Source organism: Clostridium sp. USBA 49, from assembly GCF_900167505.1.
Classification (GTDB): domain Bacteria; phylum Bacillota; class Clostridia; order Clostridiales; family Clostridiaceae; genus Clostridium_AT; species Clostridium_AT prolinivorans.
In genome coordinates this window covers 47,477-65,575 of sequence record NZ_FUYD01000009.1, presented here as the reverse complement: position 1 = coordinate 65,575, position 18,099 = coordinate 47,477, and the positions used below count along the sequence as shown (strand labels likewise).

General features: G+C 28.2%; 14 protein-coding genes. All 14 read left to right on the top strand.

The window, feature by feature from the left end:
* Positions 1-75 precede the first annotated feature (75 nt).
* The 14 genes from uvrB (at position 76) to rbsC (ending at position 18,065) form a co-directional block, all read left to right on the top strand.
* Positions 76-2,052: an excinuclease ABC subunit UvrB gene (gene uvrB / locus B5D11_RS09300; protein WP_078682756.1), complete on the top strand. Its 1,977-nt coding sequence runs from the start codon at positions 76-78 to the stop codon at positions 2,050-2,052.
* A gap of 26 nt (positions 2,053-2,078) precedes the next feature.
* The gene (gene uvrA, locus B5D11_RS09295) at positions 2,079-4,901 is read left to right on the top strand and encodes an excinuclease ABC subunit UvrA (RefSeq protein ID WP_078682755.1); all 2,823 of its coding nucleotides are present in this window, start codon (positions 2,079-2,081) and stop codon (positions 4,899-4,901) included.
* Positions 4,902-4,962: 61 nt separating this feature from the next.
* Positions 4,963-5,397, top strand: coding sequence for an FHA domain-containing protein (locus B5D11_RS09290; protein WP_078682754.1), 435 nt, complete (start codon positions 4,963-4,965; stop codon positions 5,395-5,397).
* A 10-nt stretch (positions 5,398-5,407) separates the two neighbouring features.
* Complete coding sequence (locus B5D11_RS09285) at positions 5,408-6,607, top strand: FtsW/RodA/SpoVE family cell cycle protein (protein WP_078682753.1); 1,200 nt, start codon at positions 5,408-5,410, stop codon at positions 6,605-6,607.
* 2 nt (positions 6,608-6,609) lie between these two features.
* On the top strand, positions 6,610-8,052 hold the full coding sequence (locus B5D11_RS09280) for a peptidoglycan D,D-transpeptidase FtsI family protein (RefSeq protein WP_078682752.1): 1,443 nt from the start codon (positions 6,610-6,612) through the stop codon (positions 8,050-8,052).
* A 114-nt stretch (positions 8,053-8,166) separates the two neighbouring features.
* A complete protein-coding gene (locus tag B5D11_RS09275) occupies positions 8,167-8,766 on the top strand; it encodes a metal-dependent hydrolase (RefSeq protein WP_078682751.1) in 600 nt (199 codons plus the stop codon).
* Positions 8,767-9,032: 266 nt separating this feature from the next.
* Positions 9,033-10,907: an excinuclease ABC subunit UvrC gene (gene uvrC, locus B5D11_RS09270; RefSeq protein WP_078682750.1), complete on the top strand. Its 1,875-nt coding sequence runs from the start codon at positions 9,033-9,035 to the stop codon at positions 10,905-10,907.
* Positions 10,908-10,957: 50 nt separating this feature from the next.
* A complete protein-coding gene (locus B5D11_RS09265) occupies positions 10,958-11,698 on the top strand; it encodes a phosphatase (protein ID WP_078682749.1) in 741 nt (246 codons plus the stop codon).
* 59 nt (positions 11,699-11,757) lie between these two features.
* Positions 11,758-12,675 (top strand): UDP-N-acetylmuramate dehydrogenase, encoded by a 918-nt coding sequence (gene murB / locus B5D11_RS09260; protein WP_078682748.1) that lies wholly within the window; start codon positions 11,758-11,760, stop codon positions 12,673-12,675.
* 92 nt (positions 12,676-12,767) lie between these two features.
* Entirely contained in the window at positions 12,768-13,865 is a 1,098-nt protein-coding gene (gene hisC / locus B5D11_RS09255; RefSeq protein WP_078682747.1) for a histidinol-phosphate transaminase, read from the top strand.
* Positions 13,866-14,244: 379 nt separating this feature from the next.
* Positions 14,245-15,177, top strand: a complete 933-nt coding sequence (gene rbsK / locus B5D11_RS09250) for a ribokinase (protein WP_078682746.1) — start codon at positions 14,245-14,247, stop codon at positions 15,175-15,177.
* Positions 15,178-15,180: 3 nt separating this feature from the next.
* Positions 15,181-15,576: a D-ribose pyranase gene (gene rbsD, locus B5D11_RS09245; protein ID WP_078682745.1), complete on the top strand. Its 396-nt coding sequence runs from the start codon at positions 15,181-15,183 to the stop codon at positions 15,574-15,576.
* Between the two features lie 22 nt (positions 15,577-15,598).
* Positions 15,599-17,098 carry a sugar ABC transporter ATP-binding protein gene (locus tag B5D11_RS09240; protein WP_078682744.1) on the top strand — a complete coding sequence of 500 codons (1,500 nt, stop codon included), beginning with the start codon at positions 15,599-15,601 and terminating at the stop codon, positions 17,096-17,098.
* A 37-nt stretch (positions 17,099-17,135) separates the two neighbouring features.
* Positions 17,136-18,065 (top strand): ribose ABC transporter permease, encoded by a 930-nt coding sequence (gene rbsC / locus B5D11_RS09235; protein WP_078682743.1) that lies wholly within the window; start codon positions 17,136-17,138, stop codon positions 18,063-18,065.
* The last annotated feature ends 34 nt before the right edge of the window (positions 18,066-18,099 follow it).

Genomic DNA, 18,099 nt, shown 5'->3' with positions numbered 1-18,099 from the left:
GAATTATTGACATAGACATTATAAAAGTATAGAATAATTATTATTGAACAAATGTTCGTAAAGTGAGTGATATAAATGGGTAAATTTAAAATAAGTTCAAAATTTAAGCCTACTGGTGATCAGCCTCAGGCTATAGATAGTATTTCCAAGGGAATAGAACGTGGTGAAAAATTTCAGACTCTTCTTGGAGTAACTGGTTCTGGAAAAACTTTCACTATGGCTAATATAATCGAAAGAGTTCAAAAACCTACTTTGGTTTTGGCTCACAATAAAACTCTCGCTGCTCAGCTTTGTTCTGAGTTTAGAGAGTTTTTTCCTAATAATGCGGTAGAATATTTTGTTTCTTATTATGATTATTACCAGCCAGAAGCTTATGTGCCTCAAACAGATACTTATATAGAAAAAGATGCAGCTATAAACGATGAAATAGATAAGCTTAGACACTCTGCTACAGCAGCACTTTTTGAAAGAAAAGATGTTATAATAGTTGCATCAGTTTCATGTATATATGGTTTAGGAAATCCTGAAGAGTATAAAAATTTAACAATTTCTTTAAGAGAAGGAATGATTAAAGATAGAGATGAAGTAATTAAAAAACTTATAGAAATACAATATGAACGAAATGAAATTAATTTTGTAAGAGGTACATTTAGAGTAAGGGGAGATGTATTAGATATTTTTCCTGCAGGGTCTACAAATAAAGCTGTTAGAGTTGAATTTTTTGGAGATGAAATAGAAAAGATTAGAGAATTTGATGTTTTAACTGGCGAAATTCTAAATAGCAGAAGCCATATATCAATTTTTCCAGCTTCTCATTTTGCTACTTCTTATGAAAAACTTGAAATAGCTATTAAAAAAATTGAAGAAGAGTTAGAAGAACGTCTTAAAGAACTTATTGCTCAAGATAAAATTTTAGAAGCTCAAAGATTAAAGCAAAGAACAAATTTTGATATAGAGATGATAAGAGAAGTTGGATATTGCAGCGGCATAGAAAATTATTCACGGATACTTGACGGAAGAGCCAAAGGTTCACCACCACAGACTCTTATAGATTATTTTCCAAAAGATTTTTTAATGTTTATAGACGAAAGCCATGTTACCCTTCCGCAAGTAAGAGCTATGTATGCAGGGGATCGTTCTAGAAAAGATACATTAGTAGAGTATGGTTTTAGGCTTCCAAGTGCATATGATAATAGACCATTAAAATTTGAAGAATTTGAACAAAAACTTAATCAGGTTGTTTTTGTAAGTGCTACACCATCAACTTATGAGCTTGAACATTCTACAAATGTGGCAGAGCAGATTATTAGACCTACAGGACTTTTGGATCCTGAAATAATAGTAAAACCTATTAAAGGACAGATAGATGATTTATATGAAAATATTAAAAATACAATAGATAAAGGATTTAGGGTTCTTGTAACGACTCTTACCAAAAAGATGGCAGAGGATTTAACTAAATATTTTAAAGATATGAATATTAAAACTAATTATCTTCATTCAGATATAGATACAATTGAAAGAATGAAAATTATACGAGATTTAAGAAAAGGTGAATTTGATGTACTTGTGGGTATAAATCTTTTAAGAGAAGGACTTGATATCCCTGAAGTTGCTTTAGTAGCTATTTTAGATGCGGATAAAGAAGGATTTTTAAGATCTGAAACTTCTCTTATACAGACTATAGGAAGAGCAGCTAGAAATTCAGAAAGTAAAGTTATAATGTATGCAGATGTTATAACTAAATCTATGGAAAGAGCTATAAGTGAAACAAATAGAAGAAGAAAGATTCAAATGGAATATAACAAAAAAAATGGTATTGTGCCTTCTACAGTTGTTAAAGATATAAGAGAAATTATTGAAGTTACAAAAGCAGAAGAAAATCATTATGAAAGCTTGGAAGAAGCAATTGTAGCTAATAACGAAAATATAGATAAACTTATAGAAAAATATGAAATGGAAATGTCACAAGCTGCTAAAGATTTGCAATTTGAAAGAGCAGCCCAACTTAGGGATATTATATTTAAACTTAAAAAGCAGAAAACAAAATAGTTAGTTTTATAAAAATGGAGGTACTAATGAAGGAAAAAATTATTATAAAAGGTGCTAAGGTTCATAATTTAAAAAATGTGGATCTTGAAATACCTAGAGATAAATTTATTGTATTCACAGGACTTTCTGGTTCTGGTAAATCTTCTCTTGCCTTTGATACTTTATATGCAGAGGGACAAAGAAGATATGTAGAATCACTTTCTGCTTATGCAAGACAATTTTTAGGTCAGATGAATAAGCCTGATGTAGAATATATAGAAGGCTTATCTCCTGCTATTTCTATAGATCAAAAAACTACTAGCAGAAATCCACGTTCTACTGTTGGAACTGTTACAGAAATATATGATTATTTAAGACTTTTATATGCTAGAATAGGCGTTCCTCATTGCCCAAAGTGTGGTAAAGAAATTAAAGCACAAACTGTAGATCAGATGGTAGATAAAATAATGGAAATGCCAGAAAGAACTAAAATTCAAATACTTGCTCCACTTGTAAAAGGAAGAAAAGGAGAGCATGTTAAAATTTTAGAAAACATAAGGAAAAATGGTTTTGTAAGAGCTAGAATAGATGGGGAAATTATAGAGCTTTCAGAAGAAGATATAAAGCTTGAAAAAAATAAAAAACATAATATAGAAGCTGTTGTAGATAGACTTGTTATAAAAGAAGACATAAAAAGCAGATTAGCTGATTCTATAGAAACTGCATTAGAACTTGGGGAAGGATTAGTTTTAGTAAACATTATAGGAAAAGGAGATGTCCTTTTTAGTGAAAAATTTGCATGCCCTGATTGCGGCATAAGCATAGATGAATTAGCTCCAAGAATGTTTTCATTTAATTCTCCTTTTGGGAAATGTGATAAATGTGATGGACTTGGGACTCTTATGGAAATAGATGAAAATTTAGTTATTCCAGATAAAAGTAAAAGTCTTTCAGAAGGAGCAATTTTGCCTTGGGCAGGTACAAGTGGTAAAGATGATTCCTGGACTTATAGTGTGCTTAAAGCTTTAGCTAAAGAATATAATTTTAGTTTAGATACTCCAATTGAAAAACTTCCTCCTGAAATAGTTAAAATACTTTTATATGGAACGGAAGGTAAAACAATAAAAGTTAGATATGAAAGAGAAAGCGGAGTAGGAGAGTTTAATCATAAATTTGAAGGTGTTATAAATAGTTTAAAAAGAAGATATATGGAAAGTAATTCTGATTATATTAAAAGTGAAATTGAAAACTATATGAGTGATGCACCTTGCCCTAAATGTAAAGGAGCAAGGCTTAAACCTGAAGTTTTAGCTGTAACAGTAGGAGATAAAAATATATATGAATTTTGTCTTATGTCAATAAAAGATGAACTTGATTATGTAGAAAATTTAGTACTTTCAGAAAAGGATACTATAATAAGCAGTCAGATATTAAAAGAAATAAAAAACAGACTTAAATTTTTAATAGATGTTGGTTTAGATTACCTAAATCTTTGGAGAAATGCAGGTACTTTATCTGGAGGCGAAGCCCAAAGAATAAGACTTGCTACACAAATAGGTTCAAGCTTGGTTGGAGTTTTATATATACTTGATGAGCCAAGTATAGGGCTTCATCAAAGGGACAATGATAAACTTATAGCTACTTTAAAACGCCTTAGAGATTTAGGAAATACTCTTATTGTTGTAGAGCATGATGAAGATACTATGAGAGCAGCAGATTGTATTGTGGATATAGGACCTGGTGCAGGAGAACATGGAGGAAGGGTTGTAGCTGTTGGAACATTAGATGAAATTTCAAAATGTGAAGAGTCTATTACAGGACAGTATTTAAGTGGTAAAAAATTTATCCCTGTTCCAAAAGAAAGAAGAAAACCTAATGAAAATTATATAACTGTTATAGGAGCAAAGGAAAATAATCTTAAAAATATAGATGTAAAATTTCCTATTGGAGTGTTTACTGCTGTTACAGGAGTTTCTGGTTCTGGTAAAAGTACTCTTGTAAATGAAATACTTTATAAAGGATTAAATAAAAAATTAAATAATTCAAAAGATATACCAGGTAAACATAAAGATATAATTGGTATTGAAAATATTGATAAAATAATAAATATAGACCAAAGCCCAATAGGAAGAACACCTCGTTCTAATCCTGCAACTTATACAGGAGTTTTTGATATTATAAGAGAAGTTTTTGCTTCAACTTCAGAGGCTAGAATGAGAGGTTATAAACCAGGACGTTTTAGTTTTAATGTTAAGGGCGGGCGATGTGAAGCTTGTAGTGGAGATGGAATTATAAAGATAGAAATGCAATTTTTATCTGATGTTTATGTACCTTGTGAGGTATGTAAAGGAAAAAGATATAATAGAGAAACTCTTGAAGTAAAATATAAAGGTAAAAATATAGATGATGTTCTTAATATGACTGTTGAAGAGGCAATAAATTTTTTTGAAAATATTCCAAGAATAAAAAGTAAGCTTCAGACTCTTATGGATGTAGGTCTTGGTTATATAAAGCTTGGGCAGCCTTCAACTCAATTATCTGGTGGAGAAGCTCAAAGAATTAAACTTGCTTATGAACTTTCCAAAAGAAGTACTGGAAAAACTTTTTATATTTTAGATGAACCTACAACAGGTCTTCATATAGACGATGTTAAAAGGCTTATTGATATTCTTCAAAGGCTTACTGATGCTGGAAATACAGTAGTAGTTATAGAACACAATCTTGATGTTATAAAATCTGCAGATTATATTATAGATTTAGGTCCTGAAGGTGGAGAAAGAGGAGGAACTATTTTAGCTTCAGGAACTCCTGAAGAAATTATTAAAGTTGAAAATTCTTATACAGGACAATACCTTAAAAAGATGTTATAATTAATAAGGCTAGTATTTAATATACTAGTCTTATTAATTTAAAAGAAAGGCAGTGTCGAAGTTGGATTTTAGTAAATTAACTACAATATTTAGATTTATTATTATAGGCATAATTTACATAATTATATTCTTATCACTTAAAATAATGTACAAAGACATTAAAAATGGAGGTAAAAGAAATCCTACAAAGAAAAAAACTTTTGGACTTGAAATATTAGATAAAGGAGAAAATCATGAATTAAAAAATGGTGCTGTTATTCCAATTAAAGGTGAGATTACTATTGGAAGAAAAACAACAAATAATTTAATTTTAGATGATCAGTATGTTTCAGGAAACCATGCTAGAATATTTTTAAAAAATACTGACTACATAATCGAAGATTTAGGAAGTACAAATGGAACAATTATAAATGATAAAAGGCTTGAAGGTAAAGCTATACTTAAAGTTGGAGATGAAATACAAATAGGAAGTGCTTTGTTTAAAGTTATAGGATAGGTGATATTTGGTGGATAGTTTAAAAGATGAAAAAAGAATTATTAGATATATATATTTACTTTGTATTGTATGTTTTGGAAATCTTGCTTTATTAAAAAATCCTTTTGATGAAGGTGCGGTACTTATAGGAATAATAATAATTGTATTAATAGCATATTCTCAATTTATAATAAGAAAATTTTATCCTGACGGAGATAAATATATATTGATATTTGCAAGTATTTTATCTGTTATTGGTATTGCAGTTATATATCGTCTTAATCCTACATTAGCTTTAAAACAGGTAATGTGGTTTGCTCTTGGAGTATCTGCATTTATAATTATTATTGTACTTTTCCCAGATTTAAAAAGTTTTCAAAAATATAAATATATTTATCTTGCACTTACTTTAATTTTTATGTCTATGGCTCTCATATTTGGTACAGAAAGAGGAGGGGCTAAAAACTGGATTATAATAAAAAATATAAGTTTTCAGCCGGCAGAATTTGGGAAATTATTTTTAGTAGCTTATCTTGCCTCTGCTCTTAAAGATTATAAAAGTTATAAAAATTTAATAGAGCCTGCATTTGTAGTTATGATATCTCTTGGATTTATGGTACTTCAAAGAGATTTAGGAACTGCTCTTATAGTGTTTGCTTTATCAGTAACTATTCTTTACATAGCAACTTCAAAGGTTAAGTATGTTATAACCTGTTTAATCCTTTTTATTTTAGGCGGAGTAATAAGTTATGAAATTTTTGATCATGTTAGAATAAGAATTATGATTTGGCAAAATCCTTGGAATTATGCTAATAATGAAGGACTTCAAATAGTTCAATCTCTTATAGCTATAGCATGGGGAGGACTTTTTGGAACAGGCCTTGGCTTTGGCTTTCCTAATTATATACCAGTAAATGTTTCAGATTTTATATTTACAGTAATTTGTGAAGAATTAGGTATAGTTACTGGACTTGGATTAATAATAATTTATTTCTTACTTTTTTATAGATGTATGAGAGCTGCAGTTTATATAGAAGATAATTTTTCAAGACTAGTTGCTGTTGGGTATAGTTCTATTATAGCTTCTCAAGCTTTGGTAATTTTAGGAGGAGTTATAAATTTAATTCCTTTAACAGGTATTACACTTCCACTTGTAAGTTATGGAGGTACATCTATGCTCATAACCTTCTGCTCTTTGGGGATAGTGCAAAAGATTTCGGAAGGAGAATAATTATGGAAAAAGATATTTCGGCTAATATAAAGAAAATTTTCGTAGTTTTTCTTTTATGTTTTATAGTAATTATGTCATATATAACTTATTTTGAACTTTACAAGTCAGAAGAAATTGTAAAAAGTCCATATAATAAAAGAACTTGGGCCGTAAGAAATAAAGTTTTAAGAGGAACTATTTATGATAGGAATATGACAATACTTGCTAAAAGTGAAAAAACAAATGAAGATGGACAAAAAAGAGTTTATGAAGGTGGAGAAGCCTTTACCCATGCAATAGGATATATAGATTTAAAATATGGTATTACTGGACTTGAAAAAAAATATGATTCACAGCTTAGTTATGATGAAGGATTTGATATAATAAGCTTTATAAAAAATAAAGGAAAAACAAAAGAAAATGATGAAAAGGTAGGAAGAAGTTTAAAAACAACATTAGACACAGATTTGCAGATGCTCTCTTATGAACTTTTAGGGAATAATAGAGGAGCAATAGTAGTTTTAAATCCTAAAACTGGAGAAGTGCTTACTATGGTATCTAAGCCATCATTTGATGCTAATAATTTAGACAAAATATGGGATAGCCTTCAAAAGAAAGAAGCAAATTATCCTTTTATAAATAGAGCTACATCTGGACTTTATGCTCCAGGTTCTACATTTAAAGTTATAACAGCTGTAAGTGCTTTAGAAAATATTAAAGGAATAACTTCTAGAAAATTTAAAGACAATGGTAAATTAGTTTTTAATTCAAATGAATCTATAAGTAATTATGGAGGGAAAGCTTATGGAAATATTGATTTAAAAAAAGCTTTTGCAGAATCTAGTAATGTGTATTTTGGAAGTCTTGGTATAGAGCTTGGAAATGAAAAGCTTAAAGAAACTGCAGAAAAATTTTTATTTAATAAAGACATTCCTTCAGATGGATTAACAATAGAAAACAGCAGGTTTCCATCTTATAAAGATAATGAAAAAGGTAATCTTGCTCAAAGTGCTATAGGGCAAGCAGAAGTACTTGCTACACCTATGGAAATGGCTCTTGTTGCTAGTACAATTGCAAATAATGGTGTTATGATGAAACCATATATAGTAAGTGAAATTTTAAATAATGAAAAAAATGTAGTAAAAAAGATTAATTCGGAAAAAATAGGAAATATAATTTCTGAAGAAAATTCAAAAATAATGAGAGATTTAATGAGAGAAGTTGTATTAAAAGGTACAGGGAAAAATGCTTCTGTATCAGGTATAAAAGTTGCAGGGAAAACAGGGACTGCAGATCATGATGATATACCAAATGTAGATGAACCACCTCATTCTTGGTTTATAGGTTTTGCACCTTATGAAGATCCCAAGATAGCTATATCGGTTATTGTAGAAGAAGGAGGAACAGGAGGAAAAGCAGCAGCTAAAATTGCGGGTCAAGTTATTAAAGAAGCTTTAAAAAAATAGAGAATATAAGCATTTATAAGTATATGAACATATGTTTCTGTGATATAATAAAGTTAGGTATGTGTAAAATTTTGACGATACCTGACTTTTTTTAATTTATTAAGGAGAAATAACATGAATGGTAAGACACATGCAGGAATAGGATTGGCAGCTTTTGTAGCTCTCAGCAATAAATTGCCTGGTGGTTTTAGTTATTTAGGTATGGGAGTAGTTGTTATAGCTTCTTTATTCCCAGATATAGATCATCCTAAAAGTATTATAAATAAATATATACTTCCCTTTAAAAATAAAGGAGCAAAAATTACTTTATATATTTGCAGTGGTATAATTGTTTTATATTTCGATTATGTATATACAAATCAGCCAGCATATAAAGCGTTAGGTGTGGCACTTATTTCAATAGGCATATCTTCACACAGAAACGGGCTTACTCATAGCCTTCTTGGGATGATAACTTTTAGTTTTATAATCTCGTATATAAGTAATAAATATAGTTTAAAAAATATAACATATTATTTTATTATAGGATACAGTCTTCATCTCATTTGCGATATGTCTACAAACAGAGGAGTACCTCTTTTTTATCCTTTCAAAAATAAAAAAATAAAATTTCCTGTAACATATAGAGTAGGATCTAAATTTGGTAACTTTATAGAGCTAATATTGGTAATAGCAGGATTGATTTATATAATATACAGACTGCCAGGGATTTAATAAAAATTTTTAGTTTTAACTGGTATAGTGATATAATAATTAAGTAAATAATTGCACATTATTTTAAATTTACAATATGATTAACCTGCAATAAGACGTAAATTAAATTTAACTCTACAATTTATAGTGTTTCTAAATTTCTATTACGTCTATATATAAGCATTCAATATTTAATAAAAAGACTTTTCATAAAATAATCACAATATGAAAACTAAATATAATATAAAATGATAAAATTTCACTTTTATAAAATGGAGGTGAAAAAATTGTTTGATTTTGAATATCAATTAAAAATACTGCCGGAAAAGCCAGGAGTTTATATTATGAAAAATTCTTTAGGCGAAGTTATTTATGTTGGAAAAGCAAAAATACTTAAAAATAGAGTAAGGCAGTATTTTCAATCTTCCAAAAATCATTCTGATAAAGTTAAAGCTATGGTTAAGAACATAGCTGAATTTGAATATATAGTTACAGATTCTGAAATGGAAGCTCTTATACTTGAATGTAATCTTATAAAGAAGTATAGGCCTAGATATAATATTCTTCTTAAAGATGATAAACATTATCCTTTTATAAAAGTTACAATAAATGAGGATTTTCCTAGAGTTTTTATGACAAGAACACATGCTAAAGATGGAGGAAAGTATTTTGGACCTTATACAGATTATAGTGCAGTATATGAAACTTTAGATTTAATAAAAAAAATTTTCCCAGTTAGAACTTGTAAAATGACTATTAGAGATAGAGAAATAAAAGCAAGACCATGTCTTAATTATCATATAGGTTTATGTACTGCCCCATGTGCTGGACTTACAACAAAAGAAGAGTATAATAAAACTATACAAAATATTATAGATTTGCTTTCAGGTAAAGATAAACAGATAACAAAAGATTTAAGAATTCAAATGGAAAAGGCTGCTGAAAACTTAGAATTTGAAAAGGCAGCTTCATATAGAGATAAGATAATTGCTGTGGAAAAAATTATAGAAAAGCAGAAAATTATTATTGGAAATTTTGAAGATGAAGATTTTATAAATATTTATAGTGATGAAACTGATACTTGTGCTATGATATTTTTTTTAAGAGATGGAAAGATAGTAGGAAGAGAACATTATATGCTTGAAGACACATCAGGAATAGAATCTAAGGAGATAGTATCAGATTTTATTAAAGAGTTTTATGGTGGTACTGCATTTGTTCCTAAAAATATATATGTTAATGAAGTTGAAGACTCAGAACTTTTAGAACAATGGCTTACAATGAAAAGAGAAAGTAAAGTTTATATTAAAGTCCCTCAAAGAGGAGAAAAAAAAGAAATTTTAGACATGGTATTTAAAAATGCTAAGATTACTTTAGAGCAATTTAAATCTAAACTTAAAGCAGATAAAGAAATACACAAAACAGCACTTAAAGAATTAGCTGAACTTTTAGATTTAGAAAATCTACCAAATAGAATAGAGGCTTATGATATATCAAACATTCAAGGATTAGATTCAGTTGGAAGTATGATAGTATTCGAAGATGGTAAACCTAAAAATAGTGATTATAGGAGATTTAAAATAAAAAGCGTAATCGGAGCAAATGATTATGAAAGTATGAGAGAAATTTTAAATAGACGTTTTAAGCATGGACTTGAAGAAGTTAAAAAAATTAAAGAAAGAAATTTAGAATTAAGTGCAGGTAAATTTTGTATATTTCCTGATTTAATTTTAATGGATGGAGGAAAAGGGCAAGTTAATGTAGCATTAGAAGTTTTAAAAGAACTTAATATAGATATACCTGTATGTGGTATGGTTAAAGATGATAAACATAATACAAGAGGACTTATATATAATAATAATGAGATGATAATTAAGCAAAATTCTAATGTTATGCATCTTATTACAAGAATACAAGATGAAGTTCATAGATTTGCTATAACTTATCATAGAAGCTTAAGAGATAAAAGAATTTTACACTCTGTCCTTGAAGATATACCAAATATTGGAGAAAAGAGAAGAAAAGAACTTTTAAAAAAATTTGGTAGTATAGAAAATATTAAAAATGCATCTATTGAAGAATTAGAAGAAACACCAAGTATTAATAAAAAAGCTGCAGAAAGTATTTTTAATTATTTTAATAAAAATAAGGACAATAAATAAATTTATATGAAATATTTATAAAATTGAATTTTAAAAAAGGAGTGACAAAGTTGAAGTATGTTTTAGATACGCATACTCATACAGTTTCTAGTGGGCATGCATATAATACTTTATTAGAAAACTTAAAAGAGGCTAAAGAAAATGGAATGGAACTTGTAGCAGTTACTGATCATGGTCCTAATATGCCTGGAGGACCTCATATTTTTTATTTTTCAAATTTAAAGGTTCTACCTCAAGAAATTTATGGAATAAAGCTTCTTAAAGGATGCGAAGCTAATATAATAGATTATGAAGGAAATTTAGATATACCTCTTAGAATTCAAGAGAGATTAGATATAATAATAGCTAGTTTACATGATGTATGCATAGAAACATCAAGTAGAGAAAAGAATACAGAAGCTCTTATAAATGCTATGAAAAATCCATATGTAGATATTATAGGACATTGTGGTAATCCATATTTCCCTATATATGAAGAGGAAGTAGTAAAAAAGGCTAAAGAAGAAAATGTACTTATTGAGATAAATAACAGTTCTCTTACTCCTGGTGGTTCTAGAGAAGGAAGTGTTGAAACTTGCACAAAAGTAGCTAAATTATGTAAACAGTATGGGGTAAAAATAGTAATAGGAAGTGATGCTCACTGTGCTTTTCAAATAGGTAAATTTGATTCTGCTCATGAAATGCTTATGGAAGTTGGCATGCCAGAAGAACTCATAATAAATACTGAAACAAAAAAACTTATTACATATTTAAAAAATAAAGGTAAATTAGTAAATTTTAATATTGATTAATTTGTTAATTATACATTATACTGAATAAGTAAGCATTAATGTTGTTAAGGAGATATGTGATGAATCAATGTAAAAATTTTATTAATGATTTTAATAATATTTTGGGGAAAGAAAATATATCAATTGATGAACCAATGAAAAATCATACTTCATTTAAGGTTGGAGGACCTGCTGATATATTAGTTACACCTAAAAATTATGAAGAAGTAGTTAAAATTATTAAATTTTGCAATCAAAAAAACTTACCTTATTATATAATTGGGAGAGGTTCTAATCTTTTAGTAAAAGATGGTGGCTTTAGGGGAGTAATAATAAAACTTACATCATTAAATAAAATACAAGTTTTAGATGAAAAAATTATAGCACAAGGGGGAGCAGATTTATCTGCAGTTTCTGATGAAGCACTTAAGCACAGTTTAACTGGTTTTGAATTTGCATGTGGAATTCCTGGAACTGTAGGTGGAGCTGTTACTATGAATGCAGGAGCATATAATGGTGAGATAAGTCAAGTTATTGAAAGTGCTCTTGTAGTAGATAAAAAAGGAAATTTAATAACTTTAAATAAAGATGAACTTGAATTGGGATATAGAATAAGTGCTATACAAAAATATGAATATACTGTTCTTGAGGCAACTTTTAAGCTTACTAAAGGAGAATACAATAAAATAAAAGAAAGAATAGATGATTTAACTTTAAAAAGGCAGGAAAAGCAGCCTTTAGAATATCCTTCAGCAGGAAGCACATTTAAAAGACCAGAAGGTTATTTTACAGGTAAGCTTATAGAAGAAAGTAACCTTAAAGGTTATACAATTGGAGGAGCTCAAGTTTCAGAAAAACATGCAGGTTTTGTTATAAATAAAAATAATGCTACTGCAGAAGATATAATAAATTTGATAAAACATATACAAAATACTATAAAAACAAAATATAACGTAGAACTCCAACCAGAAGTAAGAATAATTGGAGAAGAAGCCTAATAATATAAAAAACAATAATTAATCTACTGTACTAAATCTAGTACAGTAGATTAATTTTTAAATTTTAATAAAATACAATAGGAGGAATTTTTATGACCCATTTTGTAAGAAAAGAAGTGCTTGGACTTGAAATGTATGTGGCAGGAAAACCTATAAGTGAAGTAAAAAGAGAGCTTGGGCTTACAGATGTTATAAAGTTAGCTTCAAATGAAAATCCATTAGGTTGTTCTCCTAAAGCAAAAGAAGCTTTAAAAGAAGCTATAGAAGAAGCTCATTTATATCCTGATGCTTCAAGCTTTGAACTTAAAAATGCTATTGCAAAACATTTAAATGTTAAACCAAGTCAAGTTTTTTGTGGTACTGGTTCAGATCTTTTAATAAGAATAATTTGCAGTACTGTTTTAAACCCTGGAGATGAAAGTATAATGGGAGAAGTAACATTCTCACGTTATGATGCATCAACTAAACTTATGGGAGGAAAATCTGTAATTGTTCCCATGAAAGACAATGCTTTAGATATTGATAAAATGGTTGAAGCTATAACTGATAAAACTAAATTAATATGGTTTTGCAATCCTAATAACCCAACTGGAACTATATTTAAAAAAGCTGATTTAGAAAGAGTTATTAATAAAATTCCTGAAAGTGTTCTTATAATTTTGGATGAAGCTTACATAGAGTATGTTACAGATCCAGATTATCCAGATTCTTTAAGTTTACTTGAAAAATATCCCAATATTATAATACTAAGAACATTTTCAAAAGCATATGGGCTTGCAAGTTTAAGATGTGGCTATGGAATAGCTAATGAAGAACTTGTACAATATTTTAATACAGTATTAGGACCATTTGATGTAAATTTATTTGCACAAAAGGCAGCTGTAAAAGCTCTAGAAGATAAAGAACATATAAAATTGGTATATGAAACAAATAAAGTTGGGAAAGAATATTTATATAAAGAATTTAGTAAACTAGGTTTAGAATATATAGAAACAAATGCTAACTTTATAATGGTAAAAAGTAAATTAGACGATAAATTAGTTTTTAATGAACTTTTAAAGAAAGGAATAATAATAAGACCAGGTGCTTTCCTTGGAATGCCAGGTTGGATGAGAGTTACAATAGGAACTCAAAATCAAAATGAAGCATTTATAAAAGCACTCACAGAAGTTTTTAAAGAAAACATATAAATATTTTGATATTATAATTAAATTTACTACTATCATAGTGTTTTTAGAGAAAGTATGTAAATATTTCAAAACAAAAGCTATGCATAAATCAGGGAAATCCTTTTTGTGCATAGCTTTTTAATTTATTTAAAGTATTTTTAGTTTTTTAAAATTATTTTTTATAAAAATATACTTATATGTTTGAAAAGATAGTTTTATATTCAAAAATAATTATTTTTTATAATTTATTAATAAAGTTATTTAAATAAAATAACTACTAACCAATTAAAAAAAAATCTGAAAAAGTTTACAAAAATAATTGACATGGTTATAAAGATGATATAAAATATACTTAACCGGTTCAATAAACCGGTTAAGTAGAAAAGAGGTGTAGAAAAATATGAATAAAATTTGTATTTTAGGAAGCATAAATATGGATTTAGTATTAAAAGTAGATAAAATGCCAGAGGCAGGACAAACTATATTATCTAAAGAATACAGCAAGTTACCTGGAGGAAAGGGTGCTAATCAAGCTGTTGCCGCTCAAAGATTAGGAGCTAATGTTTGTTTTATAGGTAAAGTTGGAGATGATGAAAATGGCAAATCATTATTAAAATCTCTTAAAGAAGATAAGATAGATGTAAAAAATGTAATGATAAGTAACAACAATCCTACTGGTATGGCGATTATTACTGTTGATGATGATGGAAGAAATTCAATTGTAGTAGTTCCAGGTGCTAATATGGATGTAGATGGAAATTTAATAGAAAATGCTAAAGATATTATAAGGGAATCTGATGTTATAATTACACAATTTGAAACTCCTATAAAAACTGCAATAAATGCTTTTAAAATTGCTAAAGAAAATGGAGTTATAACCATATTAAACCCTGCACCTGCAAATAAAATACCAGATGATCTTTTAAAACTTACTGATATTATAGTTCCAAATGAAAGTGAAACTTTTGAAATAACAGGAATTAATGCAATTAATGAAAACGATATAAGAAAAGCTGCAAATAAATTTATAGAAAAAGGAGTAAAATTCGTAATAATCACTTTAGGAGAAAGAGGAGCGGCTTTAATAGATAGTGATAATTTCAGCATTATAAAAGCACATAAAGTAAAAGCTATAGATACAACTGCTGCAGGAGATAGTTTTATTGGGGCATTAGCTAGCAGATTAAAAACAAAAGAAAATATAAATTTTAAAGTTATAGAAGAAGCAGTTAAATTTGCTAATAAAGTTTCATCAATAGTAGTTCAAAGAAAAGGTGCTCAACCTTCACTTCCTTACATGGAAGAAGTTATAAAAATATATGGTGGTGAATAAAAAATGAAAAAAACAGGATTATTAAATTCAAATATTTCTGAAGTTATATCTAAAATGGGGCATACAGATGCTTTAGCAATAGGGGATTGTGGTCTTCCTATTCCAAATGAAACTCAAAGAATAGATTTAGCACTTATAAAAGATGTGCCGAGTTTTATCGATACATTAAAAGCTGTTTTAATGGAATTACAAATAGAAGAAGTAGAATTAGCAAAAGAAACAATTGAAGTTAGTAAAAATTTATATGAAGAAATAAAAAAAGAAATAGGTGATGTTAAGATAAAAATTATTACACATGAAGAACTTAAACAAAAATTAAAAGAATGTAAGGCAGTTATAAGAACAGGAGAACAGACTCCTTATGCAAATATAATATTAAAATCAGGAGTTGTTTTTTAAATAGATTTTAGGAGGAGAGGATATGAAGGATAAAAAACCTCTTTTAGAAATGGTTAATATATCAAAATCTTTTCCAGGTGTAAAAGCACTTGAAAACGTAAATTTAAAAGTTCATGCAGGAGAGGTATTGGCACTGCTTGGAGAAAATGGGGCTGGAAAATCTACTCTTATGAAAGTATTAAGTGGAGTTTATAAAAAAGATTCGGGTAAAATTTTAATAGAAGGAAATGAAGTTGAAATTCATGGTATTAAACATGCAGAAAAATTAGGAATTACTATAATACATCAAGAGCTTAGTGTTCTTCCTAATTTAACAGTAGCTGAAAATATATTTTTAGGTAATGAAAAATTTGGTAAAGTAAGCAGAAAAATAAATAAGCAATGGATGAGAGAAAGAAGTATAAGCTTTTTAGAACAAATAGGCTGCAATATAGATCCAGATACATTAGTAAAAGATATAAATGTAGGGGAAATGCAAATGATTGAAATAGCAAAAGCTTTGACCAAAAATTCTAGCGTAATAATTATGGATGAACCTACTACAGCCCTTACAGATGTAGAAACTAAAAAACTTTTTGAAGTAATTAAAAAACTAAAAAATAAAGGTATTGCAGTTATATATATATCTCATAGGATGGATGAAATTTTTGAAATTTGCGATTCTATAACAGTTTTAAGAGATGGTAAATATGTTGGACATGTAGAAACTAAAAATGTAACTAAAGATGAACTTATCACAATGATGGTAGGAAGAAAACTAGAAGAACAATTTCCATATAAAAGTGTTAAAAAATCAAAAACCTTATTAAAAGTTGAAAATATATCATTAAAAAATAAAGTAAAAAATGTAAGTTTTGAAGTAAAGGCAGGAGAAATTTTAGGATTTGCAGGATTAATGGGAGCAGGAAGAACAGAACTTGCAAAAACTATATTTGGTGATTACAAAAAATCTTCGGGAGAAATATATATAAATGGTGAAAAAGTAACAATTAACTCTCCTAAAGATGCTATAAAACATGGAATTTGTTATCTTTCAGAAGATAGAAAAAAGGAAGGTTTAATTTTAAATATGTCTGTCAGAGAAAATATGACACTTCCTAATTTAAAAAATTATGAAAACAATTTAATGAAGATTAATAAAAAAGCTGAAAAAGAAGAAGTAGATGAATATATACAAAAGCTTTCTATAAAAACTCCTAATCAAGATCAAATAATAAAAAATCTTAGTGGAGGAAATCAGCAAAAGGTAATTATAGCTAAATGGCTTATGCTTTCACCAAATGTTTTAATTATTGATGAACCTACTAAAGGCATAGATGTAGGTGCTAAAAAAGAAATTTATGAAGTATTGAATGAATTAAAAAGTATGGGAAAAGCAGTTATAATGATTTCTTCTGATATGGCAGAAATTATAGGAGTTAGTGATAGAGTACTAGTAATGCATGAAGGAGAAATAACAGGAGAGTTAAGTAGAAATGAGCTTACTCAAGAAAATATAATGAAATATGCTGTTGGAATTTAATTTTCAGCTGGCATTTTAAAGTAAAGGGGAGTGTAACATGGAAAATAATATAAAAAATTTAATTATAAAATATAAATCTTTAATAGGTTTAATAATACTATGCCTAATAATATCCATTATTACACCTAGATTTTTAACTATAACAAATATTTTAAATGTTCTTACTCAAGTTTCAGTTAATGCAATAATAGCTGTAGGTATGTGTTTTGTAATATTAACTGGAGGAATAGATTTATCTGTAGGTTCAATACTTGCTATAACAGGAGCTATAGCAGCTACACTAGCTACTAAAAATGTAAATGTAATTTTAAATTTATTAATAGTTTTATTAATAGGTGCTTTTATAGGTTTTTTAAATGGAATAACAGTTGCAAAAGGGAAAATACAAGCATTTATAGTTACATTAGCTACTATGACTGTATTTAGAGGAGTTACTTATGTTTATACTAAAGGTACTCCTATATCTGTAATTGATTCAAAATTCACATTTGTAGGAAATGGAAAAATAGCAGGAATACCTATGCCTATAATTTTAATAATAATAGTAGTTTTAGCTGCATGGTATATATTAAATCAAACAAGATATGGAAGATATGTATATGCAGTTGGAGGAAATGAAGATTCTGCAAGACTTTCAGGAATAAATACAGTTAAAATTAAGACTTTAGTTTATGTAATTTGTGGTATGACTGCAGCATTAAGTGGTGTTGTAGTAACAAGCAGAATAGGATCAGCATCTCCAAATGCTGGAGTTGGATTTGAACTTGATGCTATAGCAGCAGTTGTTTTAGGAGGAACAAGTCTTTCAGGTGGAGAAGGTTCTGTTATAGGAACAATAATAGGTGCTATGATAATAGGAGTGCTTAACAATGGATTAAATTTAATAAATGTATCACCATTTTATCAGTCAATAGTAAAAGGATTGGTTATATTATTAGCAGTTATGCTTGATAAAAAAAATAAATAAAATTTATATATTTTAAAATTTAAGGAGGAATTAT

Bases quoted from the DNA above. Each gene is read 5' to 3' on its own strand.
- uvrB (WP_078682756.1), top strand. From the start codon at position 76: ATGGGTAAATTTAAAATAAGTTCAAAATTTAAGCCTACTGGTGATCAG.
- uvrA (WP_078682755.1), top strand. From the start codon at position 2,079: ATGAAGGAAAAAATTATTATAAAAGGTGCTAAGGTTCATAATTTAAAA.
- B5D11_RS09280 (WP_078682752.1), top strand. From the start codon at position 6,610: ATGGAAAAAGATATTTCGGCTAATATAAAGAAAATTTTCGTAGTTTTT.
- B5D11_RS09275 (WP_078682751.1), top strand. From the start codon at position 8,167: ATGAATGGTAAGACACATGCAGGAATAGGATTGGCAGCTTTTGTAGCT.
- murB (WP_078682748.1), top strand. From the start codon at position 11,758: ATGAATCAATGTAAAAATTTTATTAATGATTTTAATAATATTTTGGGG.
- hisC (WP_078682747.1), top strand. From the start codon at position 12,768: ATGACCCATTTTGTAAGAAAAGAAGTGCTTGGACTTGAAATGTATGTG.
- rbsK (WP_078682746.1), top strand. From the start codon at position 14,245: ATGAATAAAATTTGTATTTTAGGAAGCATAAATATGGATTTAGTATTA.
- rbsD (WP_078682745.1), top strand. From the start codon at position 15,181: ATGAAAAAAACAGGATTATTAAATTCAAATATTTCTGAAGTTATATCT.
- B5D11_RS09240 (WP_078682744.1), top strand. From the start codon at position 15,599: ATGAAGGATAAAAAACCTCTTTTAGAAATGGTTAATATATCAAAATCT.
- rbsC (WP_078682743.1), top strand. From the start codon at position 17,136: ATGGAAAATAATATAAAAAATTTAATTATAAAATATAAATCTTTAATA.